At 66.8% G+C, this 15,315-nt stretch carries 16 protein-coding genes and 1 tRNA gene; 9 read left to right on the forward strand and 8 right to left on the reverse strand.

Annotated features, from left to right (window positions below; genetic code table 11):
- Complete coding sequence (locus ACNPNP_RS07455) at positions 1–639, reverse strand: MBL fold metallo-hydrolase (RefSeq protein ID WP_448965420.1); 639 nt, start codon at positions 637–639, stop codon at positions 1–3.
- Positions 640–792: 153 nt separating this feature from the next.
- On the opposite strand from ACNPNP_RS07455, the gene ACNPNP_RS07460 reads away from it, so the two are divergent.
- Positions 793–865: transfer RNA gene (locus ACNPNP_RS07460), tRNA-Glu, on the forward strand.
- Positions 866–930: 65 nt separating this feature from the next.
- Here ACNPNP_RS07460 and ACNPNP_RS07465 read toward each other — a convergent pair.
- Positions 931–1,950, reverse strand: a complete 1,020-nt coding sequence (locus ACNPNP_RS07465) for an aldo/keto reductase (protein ID WP_448965421.1) — start codon at positions 1,948–1,950, stop codon at positions 931–933.
- A 118-nt stretch (positions 1,951–2,068) separates the two neighbouring features.
- Between ACNPNP_RS07465 and ACNPNP_RS07470 the strand changes: the two genes are divergently transcribed.
- Positions 2,069–2,653 carry a TetR/AcrR family transcriptional regulator gene (locus ACNPNP_RS07470; protein ID WP_448965422.1) on the forward strand — a complete coding sequence of 195 codons (585 nt, stop codon included), beginning with the start codon at positions 2,069–2,071 and terminating at the stop codon, positions 2,651–2,653.
- A gap of 8 nt (positions 2,654–2,661) precedes the next feature.
- Here the strand turns inward: ACNPNP_RS07470 and ACNPNP_RS07475 are convergent, their stop codons facing one another.
- The 5 genes from ACNPNP_RS07475 to ACNPNP_RS07495 all read right to left on the reverse strand — a co-directional run bounded on the left by ACNPNP_RS07475 (position 2,662) and on the right by ACNPNP_RS07495 (position 6,877).
- Positions 2,662–3,894: an MFS transporter gene (locus ACNPNP_RS07475; protein WP_448965423.1), complete on the reverse strand. Its 1,233-nt coding sequence runs from the start codon at positions 3,892–3,894 to the stop codon at positions 2,662–2,664.
- A complete protein-coding gene (locus ACNPNP_RS07480) occupies positions 3,891–4,445 on the reverse strand; it encodes an ArsR/SmtB family transcription factor (RefSeq protein WP_448965424.1) in 555 nt (184 codons plus the stop codon). Before ACNPNP_RS07480 ends, ACNPNP_RS07475 begins: the two co-directional genes overlap by 4 nt.
- 59 nt (positions 4,446–4,504) lie before the next feature.
- Entirely contained in the window at positions 4,505–5,569 is a 1,065-nt protein-coding gene (locus tag ACNPNP_RS07485; protein WP_448965425.1) for a DUF4349 domain-containing protein, read from the reverse strand.
- The gene (locus ACNPNP_RS07490) at positions 5,566–6,144 is read right to left on the reverse strand and encodes an RNA polymerase sigma factor (protein ID WP_448965426.1); all 579 of its coding nucleotides are present in this window, start codon (positions 6,142–6,144) and stop codon (positions 5,566–5,568) included. The genes ACNPNP_RS07485 and ACNPNP_RS07490 overlap by 4 nt, the downstream gene beginning before the upstream one ends.
- 79 nt (positions 6,145–6,223) lie before the next feature.
- On the reverse strand, positions 6,224–6,877 hold the full coding sequence (locus ACNPNP_RS07495; protein ID WP_448965427.1) for a TIGR00645 family protein: 654 nt from the start codon (positions 6,875–6,877) through the stop codon (positions 6,224–6,226).
- A 182-nt stretch (positions 6,878–7,059) separates the two neighbouring features.
- Between ACNPNP_RS07495 and ACNPNP_RS07500 the strand changes: the two genes are divergently transcribed.
- From ACNPNP_RS07500 to ACNPNP_RS07530, 7 genes are all read left to right on the forward strand, one after another.
- Complete coding sequence (locus ACNPNP_RS07500; protein WP_448965428.1) at positions 7,060–8,049, forward strand: TerC/Alx family metal homeostasis membrane protein; 990 nt, start codon at positions 7,060–7,062, stop codon at positions 8,047–8,049.
- 174 nt (positions 8,050–8,223) lie between these two features.
- Positions 8,224–9,681, forward strand: coding sequence for a 3-isopropylmalate dehydratase large subunit (gene leuC / locus ACNPNP_RS07505; protein ID WP_448965429.1), 1,458 nt, complete (start codon positions 8,224–8,226; stop codon positions 9,679–9,681).
- Positions 9,682–9,683: 2 nt separating this feature from the next.
- Positions 9,684–10,280 carry a 3-isopropylmalate dehydratase small subunit gene (gene leuD, locus ACNPNP_RS07510; protein WP_448965430.1) on the forward strand — a complete coding sequence of 199 codons (597 nt, stop codon included), beginning with the start codon at positions 9,684–9,686 and terminating at the stop codon, positions 10,278–10,280.
- Between the two features lie 79 nt (positions 10,281–10,359).
- Positions 10,360–11,727, forward strand: a complete 1,368-nt coding sequence (gene murA, locus ACNPNP_RS07515; protein ID WP_448965431.1) for a UDP-N-acetylglucosamine 1-carboxyvinyltransferase — start codon at positions 10,360–10,362, stop codon at positions 11,725–11,727.
- A gap of 5 nt (positions 11,728–11,732) precedes the next feature.
- The gene (locus ACNPNP_RS07520) at positions 11,733–12,488 is read left to right on the forward strand and encodes a lysophospholipid acyltransferase family protein (protein WP_448965432.1); all 756 of its coding nucleotides are present in this window, start codon (positions 11,733–11,735) and stop codon (positions 12,486–12,488) included.
- Positions 12,478–13,611: an NAD(P)H-dependent glycerol-3-phosphate dehydrogenase gene (locus ACNPNP_RS07525; protein WP_448965433.1), complete on the forward strand. Its 1,134-nt coding sequence runs from the start codon at positions 12,478–12,480 to the stop codon at positions 13,609–13,611. Before ACNPNP_RS07520 ends, ACNPNP_RS07525 begins: the two co-directional genes overlap by 11 nt.
- Complete coding sequence (locus ACNPNP_RS07530) at positions 13,517–14,605, forward strand: D-alanine--D-alanine ligase family protein (protein ID WP_448965434.1); 1,089 nt, start codon at positions 13,517–13,519, stop codon at positions 14,603–14,605. Before ACNPNP_RS07525 ends, ACNPNP_RS07530 begins: the two co-directional genes overlap by 95 nt.
- Before the next feature lie 3 nt (positions 14,606–14,608).
- Here the strand turns inward: ACNPNP_RS07530 and ACNPNP_RS07535 are convergent, their stop codons facing one another.
- Positions 14,609–15,127 (reverse strand): DUF3515 family protein, encoded by a 519-nt coding sequence (locus ACNPNP_RS07535; protein WP_448965435.1) that lies wholly within the window; start codon positions 15,125–15,127, stop codon positions 14,609–14,611.
- Positions 15,128–15,315 lie beyond the last annotated feature (188 nt).

A 15,315-nucleotide genomic window follows, 5' to 3' on the forward strand; every position in this document is an offset into this window, starting at 1 on the left:
TCACAGGTCGAGCGCGTCGCTCGGGTCGAGTTCGAAGAACTCGCCGCGGTGCTGCTCTGTCGCCCACTTGAGGCGCGAGCGGTGCATGTCGCGCCCGATGACGGACAGCGTCATGTCATGCACACCGAACGCACGGCGCGGTCTCACTGCGAGCACGAAGTCCATCGCCTCACCGATCTTCAGCCAGGGGGCGCCGAGGGGCGCTGCCAGCGTGCCGACCTCCACGCCTTCGGGAACCGCGTAGGAGTCGCCCGGATAGTAGAGCTCCTCGTTGATGAGGACACCGACGTTCTGAACGCGCGGCAGCGACGCGTGGATGACCTCGTGATCGCCGCCGAAGAAGCGCAGTGCGAAATGACCGGCGCTCACGGCGTCACCTGGTTCGACCACGGTGATCTCGTGATCCGCCGATGCCGCGGCGACCCCGGCCGGGGCGAAGATCGGCGTGCCCGGCGCGTCTCTGAGGATGCGATCGAGGTGGTCGGGTGTCCAGTGGTCCGGATGCTCGTGAGTGATCACGACGGCGACGAGCCCGGAAAGATCCGCGAGCGGGCTCGTGAACGACCCCGGATCGACGATCAGGGTATCGCCGCTCAGATCGACGCGGAGGGTGGCATGTTCGAACTTCGTGACGCGCATGAGAAGAGTCAACTCCTTCCGCGACCCTGCGGCAAACGGCGATCGCACGATGACGCGCCCGGGATCTGCGCACGGGCGGGCTCGATTTTGCGGAGGGTCAAATCCCATGGCATACTTGAACGGTTGTCGCGGGGCGGAAACGCCCGGCAAGACGGCCCCATCGTATAGCGGCCTAGTACGCTGCCCTCTCACGGCGGTAACGCGGGTTCGAATCCCGCTGGGGTCACACAACACCAGAAAACCCCCGGATCTCCGGGGGTTTTCTTCGTCTACCGCACGAATCCGCCGATGCTACGAAGCGGAGCGGTCCTGCTCGATCCTGCGACGCAGGGCGGCGGAGACGATCGCCGGGGTGTCGTACTCCTGATCCATCCGGCCCACCCCGGTACCGGGGGCGACGATCTCGTCGATCCGATCGAGCACCTCATCCGGGAGTCGCACCTCGGCAGCGGCGAGGAGATCGTCGAGCTGCGCCATCGTGCGCGGGCCGATGAGTGCCGACGTCACACCGGGGTGCGCGATCACGAAGGCGAGCGCCAGGTGCGTCAGCGAGAGTCCGGCGTCCGCCGCGAGCGGGATGAACTGCTCGACGGCGTCGATGCGGCGTTCGTCGCGAAGCGCAGCGAACAGACGGGTGCGGCGCAGGTCGGAATCCTGGCCGCGCCGGACGCGTCCGGTCAGCATCCCGCTGGCCAGCGGGCTCCAGATCACCGTTCCCATGCCGTAGCGCTGCGCGACGGGGAGCACCTCCCGTTCGATCGACCGATCCAGGAGCGAGTAGTGCGGCTGCTCGGTGCGGAAGCGTTCCAGCCCCCGTCGTTCGGCGACCCACTGGGCTTCGACCATGTCGGATGCGGGCATGTCGGACGAACCGATCGCACGCACCTTGCCGCTTCGCACCAGATCCGTGAGGGCGGACAGGGTCTCTTCGATGTCCGTCTCCGGATCGGGGCGATGCATCTGGTAGAGATCGAGATGATCTGTGTTCAGTCGGCGGAGCGAGTTCTCCACGGCTGTGGTGATCCAGCGCCGCGAGCCGCCCTGGTGGTTGGGGTCGTCGCCGATCGGGCGGGCGAACTTCGACGCGAGCACGACATCGTCTCTGCGTCCCTTCAGCGCCTTGCCGAGCATCTCCTCGGATTCTCCGTAGGCGTCGGCCGTGTCGATGAAGTTGACGCCGGCGTCGAGGGCACGGGCGACCATCCGGTCGACCTCGGTCTGATCGCCGTTGCCGAATGAACTGAACATCATCGCCCCGAGGGCGAAGGGCGAGACGCGGATGCCGGTGCGGCCGAGTGGGCGGTAGCGCATGATTTCTCCTTGAAACGATCGATGGTGGCGAGCGCCGAGCGGTTACACTCGAGTAAGCGGAACGCTCGTCCGCAACTATACGGAACAATGTTCCGGTTGTCACGCGAGAGGCATCATCATGACTGCACCGGCACAGGAGGCCGCTGTCCCGAGGCGCAAGCGGGCGGATGCGGTGCGCAACACGGAGACCGTGCTCGAGGCGGCGAAGGCGATGTTCGCCGAGGTCGGTGTCGACGCACCGATGCGCGACATCGCTGCGCGTGCGGGCGTCGGTGTGGGAACGATCTATCGCAACTACCCTCAGCGCTCCGACCTGATCATCGCCGTGTTCCGACGCGAGGTCGACGCGACTGCTGCTGAGGCAGAACGTCTCCTCGGCGAGTATCCACCGCCGGAGGCGCTTCGGATGTGGACCGCGAGTTTCGCGAGGTTCGTCGCGACCAAGCGTGGTTTCGCGAGCGCGTTGCATTCCGGAGACCCCGCGTATCAGCCTTTGCCCGGGTACTTCGTCGGGACGCTGGCCCCGAAGGTGCAGGACATCCTCGATGCCGGTGCCGAAGCGGGCAGCATACGCCCCGATGTGAGTGCTGACGATCTCATCCATGCGCTGAGCCGACTCGCGCACGATCCCCCCGGGGCCGCGGGAGTTCAGAGCACCCGCATGACCGACGTGCTGCTGGACGGTCTGCTCGTGAAGCCCTGAGACGTCTCTCAGGCGCGCAGCGTCGACTCCCGCAGCTGCCGATTGCGCAGGGGGAAGGCCATCATCAGCATGAGTGCGCCCCCGAAGACGACGAACGGCACCCAGGTCGCCGTCGCGGATGCGAGCCCGCCGAACGCGGCCATCGCCAGCGGCATCAGCACGTCGTCGCCGACCCTCGTGATGGAGCTCATCCGCCCGAGGTACGCCGTGTCGACCGTCGCCGCGAAGGTGGCGCTGAGCAGCACCGAGGCGAAGCCGGCAGTCAGGCCGATCACGAAGCATCCGGCCGCCGCCGTCCACGGCGGGCCCACGCCGATCAGGACGATGCCGCCCCCCTGCACGACGAGCGCCCGGAACCCGCCACGCGCCTCATGAGCGGGCCGCCATCTGACGACCGAGATGGCGCCGAGAGCCGCGCCGAGGCCGATGAGCGCTTCGAACAGACCCACCGCCGGCGCGCCCCATCCCTCGTCGTGCGCGCGCAGGGCTATCCCGATCCCGACCGCCGGGCCCACGGCGAGATTGAGCCCTGACAGGGCGATCACCAGTGTCCGTGTCGTGGGGGCGTTGCTCAGATGCGCGAATCCGCGCCGGATGCCGCGCAGCATGGATTCGGGAGCGACCCGATCCAGCGCGAACCGCGGACGCAGGACGATCGCGATGAAGGCGATCACCAGAGAGAACGTCAAGGCGTTCAGGGATGCGCTCCCGCTGAGTCCCGCATACGCGACGAGGAAACCGCCGATCGCCGAGCCGCCCATCGTGCCGAGCCTCGTCGCGGTCTGCATGACCGCGCTGTACGACGGCAGGTCTGCGGTGCGCACCAGCTGTCGGCCGATGGTCGCCGCGGAGGGCTCGTAGAAGGCGTCGCAGATTCCGAAGGCGACGGCGGCGAGCAGCAGCACGAGCACGGACGGCGGATGGGTGAGCGCCCACAGCGCCACGACGACCAGGAGGGCGACCCGTAGAGCGTTGAAGACGATCATCACCGTCCTGGCGTTCGCACGGTCGGCCAATGCGCCGCCGAAGAGCAGGATGAGGGCGCGGGGGATCGTTCCGGCGGCGACGATGACTCCTGCGATCGCCGGAGAGGTGATCTGCACCGCCGTCCATGCGAGCGCGATCGTCCAGATCGCATCACCGGCATCCGAGAGAGCCTTGACGGCGATCCAGCTGTGGACCGCGACGTCGCGGGAGAAGCGCGGTGGCTCTCTGAGCAGCGTCGGCTCTGCGGCGCTCATGGCGTCGTCGGGAACCCGTGCGCGAACACGAAGACGGGGCGACGCGCGGCGCCGTCCTCGGTGTCTATGCCGGCGCGCCAGGATTCGAGCGTCTCGCGCAGCGCCTCGGACAGCACGGCGAGCTCGTCCGGCGTCGCCCAGGCGAGCGTGTCCGTGCTGAACGCGGCGCGGGACCACTCGGGATCGGGTCTCTGCGACTTGGTGCTGTGCCAGTGCTTCAGCCGTCGCAGCTGCGTGGAGATGTTCGTCCGCTCGGCTTCTCGTGCGAGCAATGCGGCGGAGGGCGAGTCCTCGAAGTCATCGGCCGACCAGGTGAAGCTCCGGCGTGCCTGTTTCCACCAGCTCGTGCGTCTGTCCGCGTCAGGAGCATCGGCGCGCTCGACGACGCCGGCGCGTTCGAGCATGCGCAGGTGATGACTGATGCTGCCCACCTGCTGCTCCAGCGCTCGGGCCAGAGCGGTGACCTGGCTCGCGCCGTAGAGCCCGAGGTGGTCGACGATTCGTCTTCGCACAGGATGGTGTATCGCGGTGATGGCCTGGATATCTTCCACGCCACCAAGGCTATGAGGGCACGCTCATCTCGACAAGAGTTCTTGTATACCCCGGAAAATCAAGGATTCTGACGTTCGATGCGAGAGCGGCGGCGGCGGCGGATCAACCAGATCACCGTGACGACGACGCCGGCGATCACCAGCCAGGGGAGCAGGAACCCCGCAGTGATCACGAGCGCGTTCAGCGAGACGATGAGCCCGTTCCATCCCGCGAGGAGTCCAGCGCCGAACCCATCCGGCTCCGGTGCGGTCGCGGAGTCCTCGGGTGTGAGCTGCACCTGAAGCGACGACATGGCGACCTGGTCCTCGAGAGCGGCCAGCTGCTGCTCGTACGACTCGAGCTGCGCCTGTCGATCGGTCAAGGCGACCTCCGCCTCGATCAGCTCGGAGACACTGCCGGACTGCGCCATCAGCTCCGTGAGCCGCGAGACGGATGCGCGGGTGGCTTCGACCCGTGCCCGCAGATCGACGGCCGTCGAGGTGACGTCCTGCTTGGACAGCGAGGAGGACACGACTTCACCGGTCTCACCGAGTTCGTCGATGACCGACGTGAGATCTTCCGAGGGCACGCGGATGCTGATCCACCCGTACCCGCCACCGGGCTGTTCCGGCAGACGAACGTCCTCCGAGGTCATCGGTTCGGCGGACACGTCCGTGCTCTCGACGTACCCGCCTCGTGCCTCTGCGAGGGAGGAGATCTCGTCGACCGCTGCGGGGATGTCCTCGACGCGCACCGTCGCCTGCGCTGTCGCGATGATCTCCCGCTCGGCGCTGTCGGCCTCGGCACCGCCCACGGTCGACGTGGCTGCGTCGACGCTCTCCGGGACGGCCATGTCGCCACCCGAGCGATCGGCCAGACCGACGACGCTTCCGCCACCGTCTGCCGTCGACACCCCGACGGTGTTCAGAAGCGGGGGAGTGATGAGCACTCCGGCGATGAAGGCGGCCGCGACGCCGACGGCTGTCAGCCATCCTCGACGTCTGCTCTTCGTGCCGCGCTGCGCACGTTTCGGGGAACGTTCGTGCGCGATCTCGGCGAAGACCGCCTTCTCGATGCGGTCCACGCTCTCCTGCGAGAGGTCCGGCAGCTCCATCGCGGAGGCCGTGGGTGTCTGATCGTTCATGCGTCTCTCACTTCTTCCTCGACAGCGCTCCGCAGTTGCGTGCGCACCCGTGAGAGACGGTTCCGAACGACTCCGTGGCTGACGCCGAGCTCCTCTGCCGCAGCCTGGTAGGCGTAGCCTTCGCTCGCGCACAACCGGAAGATCTCCTGATCGAGCGGGCTCAGCGTGCCGATCTCGGTCGTGATCCGCTCCGCCAGTGCTGCGGAGATGACCTGCTCCTCGACGCTGACGGTGTCGGCGAGCTCGTCATCCACGGCATCCGTCGTGTGCGCGTGATCACGCCGGCGCTGACGAAGGCGATTGGCCGCCTGGAAGCGGCATATCGTCGCCAGCCACGGCAGGGCGGATTCCCCGACGAGCTTCAGGCCGGGAAGCTTGCGCCACGCGACCACGAAGGTCTCCTGCGTCACGTCCTCGGCGTCGTCCGCTGAGCCGAGGATGCCGTGGGCGATCCAGTAGACAGGGCGGACGTGTGCGCGATACAGAGCCCGGAAGGCACCCTCGTCGCCCGTCGCGGCGCGCGCCACCCTGATCTGATCCTCGGACCGCTGTTCGTCTTCGACTGGCTCGGACATCGTGCTCCGTTCGGTGTCTCTCACCAGAGAAGTGTCAAGAGATGCCCAATCGTCTCAGATCCGTGCCGGATCTCGTCGGTCAGGGCTTGTCCGCGTGCGCCGCGGCCAGTGTCTGCTGCGACATGCGGTCGATCCATGCAAGCGCCAGCGCGGAGACGATGAACACCATGTGGATCACGACCTGCCAGAGCACGCCCGTCGGCGTGTAGTTGCCCAGGCCGTCGACCTCGTCAGACCTGATGCCGTCGGCATCCATGTTCCCGACGGCGATGAACGTCTTGAGCAGATGGATGGACGAGATCCCGATGATCGCCATGGCGAGCTTCACCTTCAGGACGTTCGCGTTGACGTGGGAGAGCCATTCGGGCTGGTCAGGGTGCCCGTCGGTGTTGATGCGCGACACGAACGTCTCGTACCCGCCGATGATCACCATGATGAGCAGGTTGGCGATCATCACGACGTCGATGAGCCCGAGCACGCTGAGCATGATCGTCGCCTCGTTGATGTGGGTGATGCCGCCGATCACGTCATCCACGATGAGGTGATAGAGCTCGACCATGAACACGACCACGTAGACGAGCTGCGCGATGATGAGGCCGATGTAGAGGGGGGCTTGCAGCCAGCGGCTGACGAAGATCAACGAGCCGATCGAACGCGCCCACGGATTCCTGGGGGCGGTCTCGAGCGGGGCGGTGCCGGGCGCGGTCAGTTCTGACGGGGTTGGCGGATTCACGTCGACTATTTCACCACGCCTCGAAAGCTCCGGTAGCATCTATTCAGCGAGAGGGAGTATCCCGAATTTCACGCGATCGTCATCACGAGCACCGACATTGCTGCTCCGGGCGCGTGGCGCACTGAGTGCGGGGGAGAGACTTTCGATCTTTTCCCGACCCTCCCGAAAGGTGCTGAGCACCCTTGAACATCCCTGTCTGGTTCGAGATCACCGCCCTGGTGGTCCTGACCGTCATCCTCATCGCCGATCTGCTTCTCATCCTGAAGCGTCCGCACATCCCCTCGACGAGGGAATCCAGCCTCTGGGTCGCCTTCTACGTGACCCTCGCGCTGATCTTCGCCGCAGTGCTGTTCTTCATCGGCGACGCGAAGACATCTCTGGACTTCCTCACCGGCTGGGCGATGGAGTACAGCCTCTCGATCGACAACCTGTTCGTGTTCGTGCTGATCATGACGCAGTTCTCCGTTCCGCGCCGCTATCAGCAGGAGGCGCTGATGGTGGGGATCATCATCGCCCTCGTGCTGCGTGCGGTCTTCATCCTGATCGTCGGCGCCGCCGTCGAGCACCTCAGCCCGATCTTCTACCTGTTCGGTGCCTTCCTCGTCTTCACCGCCATCCGCCAGGCGATGCCGGACAAGCACGAGGAGGACGAGCAGACCGAGAACTTCATCATCCGGATGCTGCGTCGCGGAATCGACATCAGCGACGACTACGACGGATCGAAGATCCGCACCGTCGTGAACGGCAAGAAGATCTGGACGCCGATGCTGATCGTGTTCGTGTCGCTCGGTGTGACCGACCTCATGTTCGCGGTCGACTCGATCCCTGCGATCTTCGGCGTCACCCAGGACCCGTTCATCGTCTTCACGGCGAACCTGTTCGCCCTGATGGGACTGCGCCAGCTCTACTTCCTGCTCGGCGACCTGCTCGAGAAGCTCAAGTACCTGCACTACGGCGTCGCGTTCATCCTCGGCTTCATCGGCATCAAGCTCATCCTTCACGCGATGCACGAGAACGAGCTGCCGTTCATCAACGGCGGCCATCCGATCGAGTGGGCACCCGACATCAACAACTGGGTGTCGCTCGGTGTCATCTTCGCCTCGATGGCGGTCGCGACCATCGCGAGCCTGATCTCGTCGTCGCGTGAGAAGCGTGCGGCCCTGAGCGAGTGAGCATCGCCGGCGTCATCGCATGACGCCGGCGCGCGGAGCACCCGTCGCCGCGGTGTAAACTGACCGGCATGCGGCGAGTGTTCCTTCTCCTTAGTGGCCGCGACGAGACCTCGATCTAGGCCTTCTCGTCGCGGAGTCCAGTGTGGCCGACCACCGACTTCTGGAGATTACGACATGACCTCAGCTGCTCCCATCGCCGCGTCGCGTCCGCGCACGCTCGCCGAGAAGGTCTGGGACGACCATCTCGTCGTGAAGGGCGAGAACGGCGAACCGGATCTGATCTACATCGACCTGCACCTGGTGCACGAGGTGACGAGCCCGCAGGCCTTCGACGGACTGCGCACGGAGGGCCGTCCGCTGCGGAGGGTTGATCTGACGATTGCCACCGAGGATCACAACACTCCGACCCTCGAGATCGACAAGCCGATCGCCGACCTCACCAGTCGCACGCAGATCGAGACGCTGCGCCGCAACGCCGAGGAGTTCGGCGTGCGCATCCACTCGCTCGGCGACGCGGAGCAGGGCATCGTGCACGTGGTCGGGCCGCAGCTCGGACTCACCATGCCCGGCGTCACCGTGGTGTGCGGCGACTCGCACACCTCGACGCACGGCGCGTTCGGTGCGATGGCCTTCGGCATCGGCACCAGCGAGGTCGAGCACGTCATGGCGACGCAGACGCTGCCGCTCAAGCCGTTCAAGACCATGGCGATCACGGTCGAGGGAGACCTCAAGCCCGGCGTGAGCGCGAAGGACATCATCCTCGCGGTGATCGCGAAGATCGGCACCGGCGGCGGGCAGGGCTACGTGCTCGAGTTCCGCGGAAGCGCCATCCGCGCCCTCTCCATGGAGGGGCGCATGACGATCTGCAACATGTCGATCGAGGCCGGCGCGCGCGCGGGCATGGTCGCCCCCGATGAGACGACCTTCGCCTACGTCAAGGACAAGCCGCATGCTCCGCAGGGGCAGGACTGGGACGACGCCGTCGCGTACTGGCGCACGCTGCCCACCGACGAGGGCGCTTCCTTCGACGCGGAGGTGCTGATCGATGCGAATGGACTCGAGCCGTTCGTGACCTGGGGCACCAATCCGGGGCAGGGCAGTTCGCTCTCCTCCTCGGTGCCGGACCCCGCCGACATCGCTGACCCCAACGAACGCGTGGCAGCCGAACGGGCCCTGCAGTACATGGACCTGATTCCCGGGACTCCGCTCAAAGATGTGCCGGTCGACGCCGTCTTCATGGGGTCGTGCACGAACAGCCGCATCGAGGATCTGCGGGCGTTCGCATCCGTGATCAAGGGGCGCAAGAAGGCCGACGGCGTGCGCGTCATGGTCGTCCCCGGATCCGCACGGGTGCGGCTCGAGGCCGAGGCGGAGGGCATCGACCAGATCGTGAAGGACTTCGGTGCGGAGTGGCGTTTCGCCGGCTGCTCGATGTGCCTGGGCATGAACCCTGATCAGCTGGCCCCGGGCGAGCGCTGCGCATCCACGTCGAACCGCAACTTCGAGGGCCGCCAGGGCAAGGGCGGTCGCACGCACCTGGTCTCACCGCTGGTCGCCGCGGCGACCGCCGTGCGCGGCACGCTGTCGAGCCCGAGCGACCTGGAAACCGCCCACGAGCTGGTTGGAGCCTGACCATGGAGAAGTTCATCACCCATACCGGGATCGCCGCTCCGCTGAAGCGCTCGAACGTCGACACCGACCAGATCATCCCCGCGGTGTTCCTCAAGCGCGTGACGAAGACCGGGTTCGAGGACGCGCTCTTCCACGCCTGGCGCCAGGACCCGGAATTCGTCCTGAACCAGCCGGCGTTCCAGGGCGCCTCCGTGCTCGTGGCCGGACCGGACTTCGGCACGGGATCCAGTCGTGAGCACGCGGTCTGGGCGCTGCGCGACTTCGGCTTCAAGGTCGTGCTGAGCACGCGATTCGGCGACATCTTCCGCGGGAACTCGGGCAAGCAGGGCCTGCTCGCTGCGACCATATCCGAGGCCGATCTAGACGCCGTCTGGGCGGAGATCGACGCAAACCCCGGGTCGGAGATCACGGTCGACCTCGAGGCGCGCACCGCCGCTATCGGCGATCTCCGAGCCGCTATCGAGATCGACGATTACACTAGATGGCGGCTCCTTGAAGGGCTCGATGACATCGGGCTCACGCTGCGCAACGAAGACAAGATCGCGCAGTTCGAGGCCCGCCGCGAGTCGTGGCGGCCACGTACGCTCCCTGTCCGCTGACACCGAGCACATCGTGAGCCTGGAGCATCCGCTCCAGCGGCAGACGCCGCGATCATGACCATGAAGTGAGGCTCCTCGAATGACGACAACCGTGCGCGCTGACCTTCCAGAGGGAGTTCCTGCTTTGACCGGAGACGTGCTGGCTATCCGAGGCGGAAGGCCGCTGCGCGGCCGGGTCGATGTGAAGGGGGCGAAGAACCTCGCCACGAAGGCGATGGTCGCATCCCTGCTCGGCGAGGACACCAGCATCCTGCGCGACGTGCCGGGGATCAGCGATGTCGCCGTGGTGCGCTCGCTGCTCGAAGTGCACGGCGTACGCGTGAGCGAAGGCGACGAGGTCGGCTCGCTGGTCCTCGACCCGAGCGACGTGGAATCCGCTCACATGGAGGAGATCGACGCGCACGCCGGTGCATCGCGCATCCCGATCCTGTTCTGCGGTCCGCTCCTGCATCGTCTCGGTCAGGCGTTCATCCCCGACCTCGGCGGCTGCCGCATCGGCGACCGCCCGATCGACTTCCACCTCGACGCGCTCCGCAAGTTCGGCGCCGTCGTGGAGAAGCTCCCCAGCGGCATCCGGCTGTCGACCCAGGGCGGCCGCCTGCACGGCGCGAACATCCACCTCCCTTACCCGAGCGTGGGCGCGACCGAGCAGGTGCTGCTGACCGCCGTGCGCGCGGAGGGGACCACCGAGCTGCGCAACGCCGCCATCGAGCCGGAGATCATGGATCTCATCGCGGTGCTGCAGAAGATGGGCGCGATCATCTCGTACGAGCCGAACCGCGTGATCCTCATCGAGGGCGTGGAGAAGCTGCGAGGCTACGACCACCGCTCGATCTTCGATCGCAACGAGGCGGCGTCCTGGGCGTCGGCCGCGCTCGCGACCGACGGCGAGATCTTCGTCGGCGGCGCGAAGCAGCAGGAGATGCTGACCTTCCTCAACGTGTTCCGCAAAGCGGGCGGCTGGTTCGACGTGAAGGAGGACGGCATCCTCTTCCGTCGCGGTGGCGAGCTCCAGCCCGTGGTCGTCGAGACCGACGTGCACCCCGGGTTCATGACGGACTGGCAGCAGCCCCTGGTCGTCGCTCTCACTCAGGCGAAGGGACGCTCGGTCGTGCACGAGACCGTGTACGAGAACCGGATGGGCTTCACCGATGCACTCGTGAAGATGGGCGCTGACATCGTCGTGCACCCGCACGGCCTGCAGGACGGACCTCGCCGTGTTCCGCGCCGCGAACTCGAGCAGGCGGCTGTCATCACCGGATCGACGCCACTGCACGCGGCGGACATCGTCGTGCCGGACCTGCGCGGTGGCTACAGCCACGTGATCGCCGCGCTCACGGCGGAGGGCGAGTCGCAGGTGTCCGGAGTCGACATCCTCAGCCGCGGCTACGAGAAGTTCCTCGCGAAGCTCGACGCCCTCGGCGCCGACTTCGACGTCGTCCGGTGACAGCCATGGGCTCCCGGTCACCCGAGAAGTCCCGCCCGAGTCTGTTCTGGCCGCTCGCGGCGATCGTCGTCCCCGCGGTCGGCTATCTGGCGAGGATCGAGATCCGCGGCAGGGAGAAGCTTCCGGCCACCGGCGCGTTCGTGCTGGCCCCGAACCACTACTCGGAGTTCGATCCGCTCATCGTGGCCGTCGCCGTCTGGCGCCTCGGTCGCGCTCCGCGGTTCATGGCGAAGGAGAGCCTGTTCCGGATCCCGGTGCTGGGGTGGCTGCTTAGCAAGACCGGGATGGTGCCGGTCGCGAGGGCGACCTCGGCGGCGGCGGCGAAGCAGACGATCGCGCAGTCGCGCGCGCTCGTGGAGAACGAACGAGGCGTCATCGTCTATCCGGAGGGCACGCTCACACGTGACCCGGAACTGTGGCCGATGCGCGGCAAGTCCGGCGCTGTGAGACTCGCCCTCGCCGGTGGCATCCCCCTGATCCCCATGGCGCAGTGGGGAACCCAGAACATCATGGGTCGCTACCAGAAGGGTGTGAGCCTCTGGCCGCCGCGAAAGCGCGTACGCGTGCTCATCGGCGACCCCGTCGACATCTCCGATCTGACCGGTCGTGCGGGCGAACAGGCGGCGCTGAACGAGGCGACCGACCGTCTGATGAACGCGATCACCGCTCTGCTCGCCGAACTGCGCGAGGAGAACCCGCCGGCGAAGCGCTGGAACCCGTCCGACCACGGGCAGAAGGAGACCGGACGCCTTGACTCGTAAGATTCCCGCTCCGACGGGGCCTCGTGTCACCGTCATCGGTTCCGGCAGCTGGGGCACCACGTTCGGCAAGATCCTCGCCGACGGCGGCGCCCAGGTGACGATGTGGGCCCGCAGGCCGGAGCAGGCCCTCGAGATCGCCGAAGGCAAGCGCAACTCGAAATACCTCCCCGGCATCAATCTGCCCCGCTCGATCACGGCGACTCATGAACTGTCGACCGCACTCGACGGCGCGGACCAGGTGTACCTCTCGGTCCCTAGTCAGTCGCTGCGTGAGAACCTCAAGGCGCTGCGGCCGCTGCTCTCGGATCGCGAGCTGCCCATCATCTCGCTGATGAAGGGCGTCGAGCGCTCCAGCGGTCTGCGCATGAGCCAGGTGATCGAGCAGGAACTGCGCTGCGATCCTCTGCACATCGCAGTGGCGTCCGGCCCCAATCTCGCCCTGGAGATCGCGCGGGAGCAGCCGACGGCCGCAGTGATCGCGTCCCGCAGCCAGGAGACGGCGGAGATCGTCGCGCGCGCCGCCAGGAACTCGTACTTCCGGACCTTCGTGAACACGGACGTGATCGGCACGGAGTTCGGTGGAGTGCTGAAGAACCTCATCGCCGTGGCGATCGGCATCGTCGACGGTGTCGGCTACGGCGAGAACACGAAGGCCTCGATCATCACCCGCGGCCTGGTCGAGATGACCGATTTCGCGGTCGCGAACGGCGCCCAGCCCGAGACCCTGCAGGGACTCGCCGGCCTCGGCGATCTGATCGCCACCTGCCAGTCGCCGCTCAGCCGCAACAACACGGCCGGGCGATTGCTGGGTCAGGGGTACAGCTATCAGGACGTCGTGAAGCAGATGAACCAGACCGCGGAGGGGCTCGCCTCGGTGGCGCCGATCCTGCAGCTGGCTCGCGAATCCGACGTGCACATGCCCATCGTCGAGCAGGTGAAGATGGTGCTGGACGGGACGATGAACCCCCGTGACATCGCACCGCACCTGACGACGGACGACGACACTCCCCAGGAGGAGAGAAGCAATCATGGACAAGCAGACGGTGGTGGTGCTCTTCGGCGGGCGTTCCAGCGAGCATTCCATCAGTTCCGCGACGGCGGGCGGAGTGCTGCGCGCGATTGATCGCGAGCGCTACGAGGTGATCCCGGTCGGGATCACGCGTGACGGCGCGTTCGTTCTCGAAGAGGATCGTCCGGACAAGTTCGCGCTGGATGCCGCGCACCTTCCCGAGGTCGCCGACAACGGGACGCGCGTGCTCTGGCCCGAGCCAGGCGGCGACCGCACGCTCCGTGTCACCGGTCCCGGCGGCGACGTCGTGAGCCACGGTGAGATCGACGTCGTGCTGCCTCTTCTGCACGGGCTGCACGGAGAGGACGGTGCGATCCAGGGGTTCTTCGACGTGCTCGACGTGCCATACGCCGGATGCGGGATCCTCGACTCCGCGATCTGCCTCGACAAGCACTTCACGAAGCTCGCTCTGTCGTCCGCCGGCATCGCCGTGTCGCCGGGCCTCACGGTGCGCCGTTCGCACTGGGAGGCCGATCCTGCCCGGCTGCGCCGTGAGATCGATGCTCTGGGACCCGTCGTCTTCGTCAAGCCGGCGAGCGCCGGTTCGAGCGTCGGCGTGTCGCGGGTGGACGAGGGCGAAGGGCTCGATGAGGCGATGCGCATCGCCTTCGCCGAGGACGAGAAAGTGCTCGTCGAATCGAAGATCGACGGCCGTGAGATCGAGGTCGGGGTGCTCGCCGGTCGTGACGGCGGCCCCGCCCGTGCGTCGCTTCCCGGTGAGGTCGTGCTCACCTCCCGCAGCTTCTACGACTTCGAGGGCAAGTACCTCGGTGGCGAAGGCGTCGACATCGTGTGCCCGGCCGACGTCGACGACGACCTGATCGAGCGGCTGCGCGAGGCCGCGCTTCGTGCGTTCGAGGCGGTCGACGGCAGAGGTCTGGCGCGCGTCGACTTCTTCGTGACCCCTGACGGCTCACTCGTCGTCAACGAGCTCAACACGATGCCGGGCTTCACCCCGATCTCGATGTTCCCGAAGTGCTGGGTGGCATCGGGCCTGAGCTACAGCGACCTCATCACCGAGCTCGTCGAGATCGGCCTGCAGCGCTGAGCCTCAGCCCAGATCCAGCAGCTTCTGGGCGTCTTCGTCGAGCTCATCCGGTGCGGTGCATCTGCCGTCGGCAGGGATCGTCGTGATGGCACCGACCAGGGTGCGTGTGCTGATCACGTCGTTCGAGCTCACCGACCCCGTGTCGATGTACAGCTGCACGGCAGGGTCGCGACCGTAGGTCGTCAACCGCAGGTAGGGCGTCTCCGAGGCGTCCACGAGCCAATCGACGCCTTCGAGGGTCACGCACTGAAGTTCGCTCGTCGGGGCGGGGACCTCGACGCCGCAGCGGAGGATGATCGCAGAGGGCTCGCCGGCGACGCCCCACGCGCCGGTCGCCTGGGCGTCCGTCCACCGGCGGTCCATGTCGGCGATGCTCGCGACATTCTGCAATCCGACGGTGACCTCGGCGCAGACGGGGTTGTTCGCGTCGTCGGCGGGTTCGAGGTGCACGGTCGTCGAGCATCCGCCGAGCAGTGCCGTTCCGAGCAGGACGGCAGCGGTGAGGGCAAGACGACGCGACATGATTCCAGGCTACCTTTGACACCATGCCCCACCGTTCAGCCGACGATGACCCGCGCCTGGCAGACGTGTCGGAAGGCACTGTCCTGCAGGCCATCCTCGCCCGCACCGCTCCCGCGTCGCACACCATCCTCGGACCCGGTGACGATGCCGCCGTGATCGCCGCGCCGTCGGGGTGGGGGGGGGGCGCC

This window comes from Microbacterium xerophyticum (assembly GCF_053543555.1).